Below are 2,905 nucleotides of genomic sequence, written 5' to 3'. Positions count from 1 at the left end.
GGGCGGTTCGGTCGACGGGCCGGCCTGAGCTGAGACGGGGGAGGGCTGCCGCTCCGCGACGGCACCAGGCAGGGACCCCGCGGCAGGCTCCGGGTCCACCACGACCGGCACGGTGGAGGCGCCACCGGCCGGCAGCGGGGTCCGGGTGAGTGCCGCGGCGCGGGCGGCGTTCCCCGCGGCGCGGACCTGCGCGGCCCGTTCCAGCGCGGTCTCCGCGTCCAGATCGGGAGCCGTCTGGCGTTGGATCAGCGCGCCGGGCAGCAGGTCAGGTCGGCCCGCGGCCCGCACCGCCGCCCAGATCTCGTCCGCGGCACGGGCACGACCCCGGTTCAACGCGGCGAACCGCAATCGGGTCGCCAGCGCGACACCGGCCTCGTCCATCTCCTCGCTGATCTCTGGTGGTAGCGAGCTCAACGCGGCGTGCAGCTGACGGGCCCGCCGTTCGGACAGCTGCAGCCCGAGCCGTTGCAGCACCTCCCCCCAGGGGGCGCCGACACTGGCGTCACCACCACGGATCCGTTCCAGGTGCTGCCACCGTTGCACCGGGTCGTCGAGGGTGAGCACCTCGCGGGGCACCGGCCGGCCCGCGGCCAGCAGACGCGGGATCAGCACGGCGCACCGTTCGAACAGCAGCGCCGCAGCGAGCTCCCCAGGCCGCAGGTCCTCCCGGGCCAGGTTCTCCACCAGCTGCCAGACCCGACGTTCCTCCTCCGAAAGCGGACCCGGGCAGACCACCGCGGGGATCTCCGCGAAATGCGGGTTGTCGGGCTGGTGAACCGCACCCCAGCGGGCCGCCCGCAGCCGCCGCTCCCCGGTGACCAGCAGCCGGGTCGGCGGCCCGGCGGGATCCGACCGCTCCTCGACCAGGATGGGCTGCAACACCCCGACGGTGGAGATGGAGGAGATCAGATCCGCCAGCGCCGCCGGTGTCGTCGCATCCCCGGGAGTGCGGCCCTGCACCTCGGTGAACACCGCGCCGGCGCCGCGCAGCGGCAGCATCTCGTAGCGGCGATGCCGCAGCCGGGGAGAGGTAGCCAGCCGACGAGCCAGCTCGGCGGGCCCCGGAGCCAGGCCCTCACCCGCCGGCGGACCCGCACAGCTGGGAGCGGCGGCGGGGGTGCCGGCGACGGGCGTCCCGACGGCGGCGCTCACGCCCGGCCCCCGGGCTGCGACGAGCCAAAGATGGGTGCCTGCGGTGTCCCGGTCCAGGTCACCGGGGTGTCGACCTGGTCGCCGGTGAGCGGCCAGAAGACCGGCTGCCAGGGGCCGTGGGCGACCAGGTCATCCAGGGTGGTGGCCAGCAGGCCCAGGGCGGCGGCGTGCCGGGTGAGCAGCGGGTCTTCCTGGCACATCCATGTCAGTGACCGCCGTCGGGTGGTCAACGCGGCCGGGCTGCCGCGGTCCAGAACGAGCAGGACGYGAGGGAAGACCGGGCCGTGGTCACGCTGCCACAGCGGCTGACGGGCACCGCCGGGGATGTAGGCGTGGTAGCGGGCGTAGGCGCGGAGCTGGGCGAGGACGTCGTCTAGGTTGCGGTGGTTGCGGTCGTACTCGATCAGGCGCACGGCGGCCTGGTCGCCGTGCGGGCCGCGGTGCAGGTAGCGCAGCAGCAGATCGGAGACGATCATGTTCGACCAGCGGGCGGCGCCGGGGGTCTGGTCGGCGATACGAGCGGCCCACTCGTGATGCCACGAACCCGATCCGCAGTGATCGCCGAGGGTGCGCGCGGCGCGGACGAACGCCAAGCCGATCTCGTTACAGCCCAGAGTGTGGGCCTGCAGCGGACCGGCGGCGGTTTCGGGGCTGGGTCGGTAGCCGGGGCGGGGGAGTACCTGGCCGGCGTCCTCGACGATCTRGGCGCCGAGTTCGGTGACGAACCAGACGTGGCGGCGGCTGCGGTCGGYCTGAGGGAGGCCGTGAACGACACCGCGCCGGGTGAGGCGGTGCACGATCTGCCGGGTCCATCGGACGGAGCTGGTGGGGGTGTGTAGGTCGTGGATCTGCGCGGTGGTCATCAGCCGGTGCTGGTAGAGGCTGAGGAGGACGGCGGTGTCGGTGGCGGACAGCGAGGATGCGGGCTGGGTCGGGGGGTTGGCCTGCTCCGGTGGGGCGGTCGCGCCGTCGGGTTGCTGCACGCTCATGTCACAGCCCTCGTCCGCGGCGTCGCGAGTCTCCGTCTTCGACAAGATCGGCATTGGTGGGGTCGGTGGACTCGCCTTCGGACGAAGCTGCCGTCGCGGCGGGTGGGCTGCTGAGGTCGACCGGGACGGTGGTGGTGACCGACCGGCCGCGCCCGCGCGGTGAACTTCCTGCGGGTGGTCGCGGTGCGGCGGGGGTGGGGGTGCTGAGCGCGGTGAGGATCGCCTCGTCCTTGCCGTCGAGGTCGGCGATGGTCTCGGCGATGGGCCGCCGGTGCAGGTTGCGGTCGATCGCCGCGTCGAGCTCGTCGATGCGGTCGGGGGCGTGCACGTCCCCGAACAGCTGATGCACAGTCAGGCCACGGACCAGGAACGGCGGATGGATGACCCCGTCGAGAGTGATACCGGCCAAGTGGGTGTACCGCTCCAACCCGATGATCGTCTCGGGGGTGACGGCGCCACCCCAGTTACGGGCCAGCAGCCGTGCGGACTCCTCCATCACCGAGGAGGAGAACAGGTGCGACCGGTTGGTCAGGAACGCCTTCAGCGTGGTGGCGGTCAGCGCCTCGGGCTGTTGGGTGGCGGCGTGCAGGAACAGCCCGTACTTGCGGGTCTGCTCGAGAATCCGGGCCAGGGTGCCACGGCTGCCGCCGTCGATCGCGGGCAGCTCGTCGATGAACGCATGGCAGGGCCGGCGCGCGGCCGGGTCGACGATGTCTTGGCGGGAACGGGCGGCGCGGAACAGGTCGAAGACCAGCATGTTCGCG

General features: G+C 72.9%; 3 protein-coding genes. All 3 read right to left on the bottom strand.

The features are described 5' to 3' along the window. Nucleotides 1-1,152 (bottom strand): ParB/RepB/Spo0J family partition protein (locus BBK14_RS10440; protein ID WP_071061424.1); only part of this gene is annotated, 1,152 nt, incomplete at its 3' end. Further along, nucleotides 1,149-2,141: a replication-relaxation family protein gene (locus tag BBK14_RS10435; RefSeq protein ID WP_071061422.1), complete on the bottom strand. Its 993-nt coding sequence runs from the start codon at nt 2,139-2,141 to the stop codon at nt 1,149-1,151. The genes BBK14_RS10440 and BBK14_RS10435, both read right to left, overlap by 4 nt. Nucleotide 2,142: 1 nt before the next feature. Next, nucleotides 2,143-2,905, bottom strand: a 763-nt coding sequence (locus BBK14_RS38155; RefSeq protein ID WP_198541229.1) for a hypothetical protein, incomplete at its 5' end; no start/stop codon positions are given.

Source organism: Parafrankia soli (assembly GCF_001854695.1).
GTDB classification, from domain to species: domain Bacteria; phylum Actinomycetota; class Actinomycetes; order Frankiales; family Frankiaceae; genus Parafrankia; species Parafrankia soli.
Note: the sequence above shows the minus strand (reverse complement) of the source record. Positions and strands in the feature narration are given on the sequence as shown.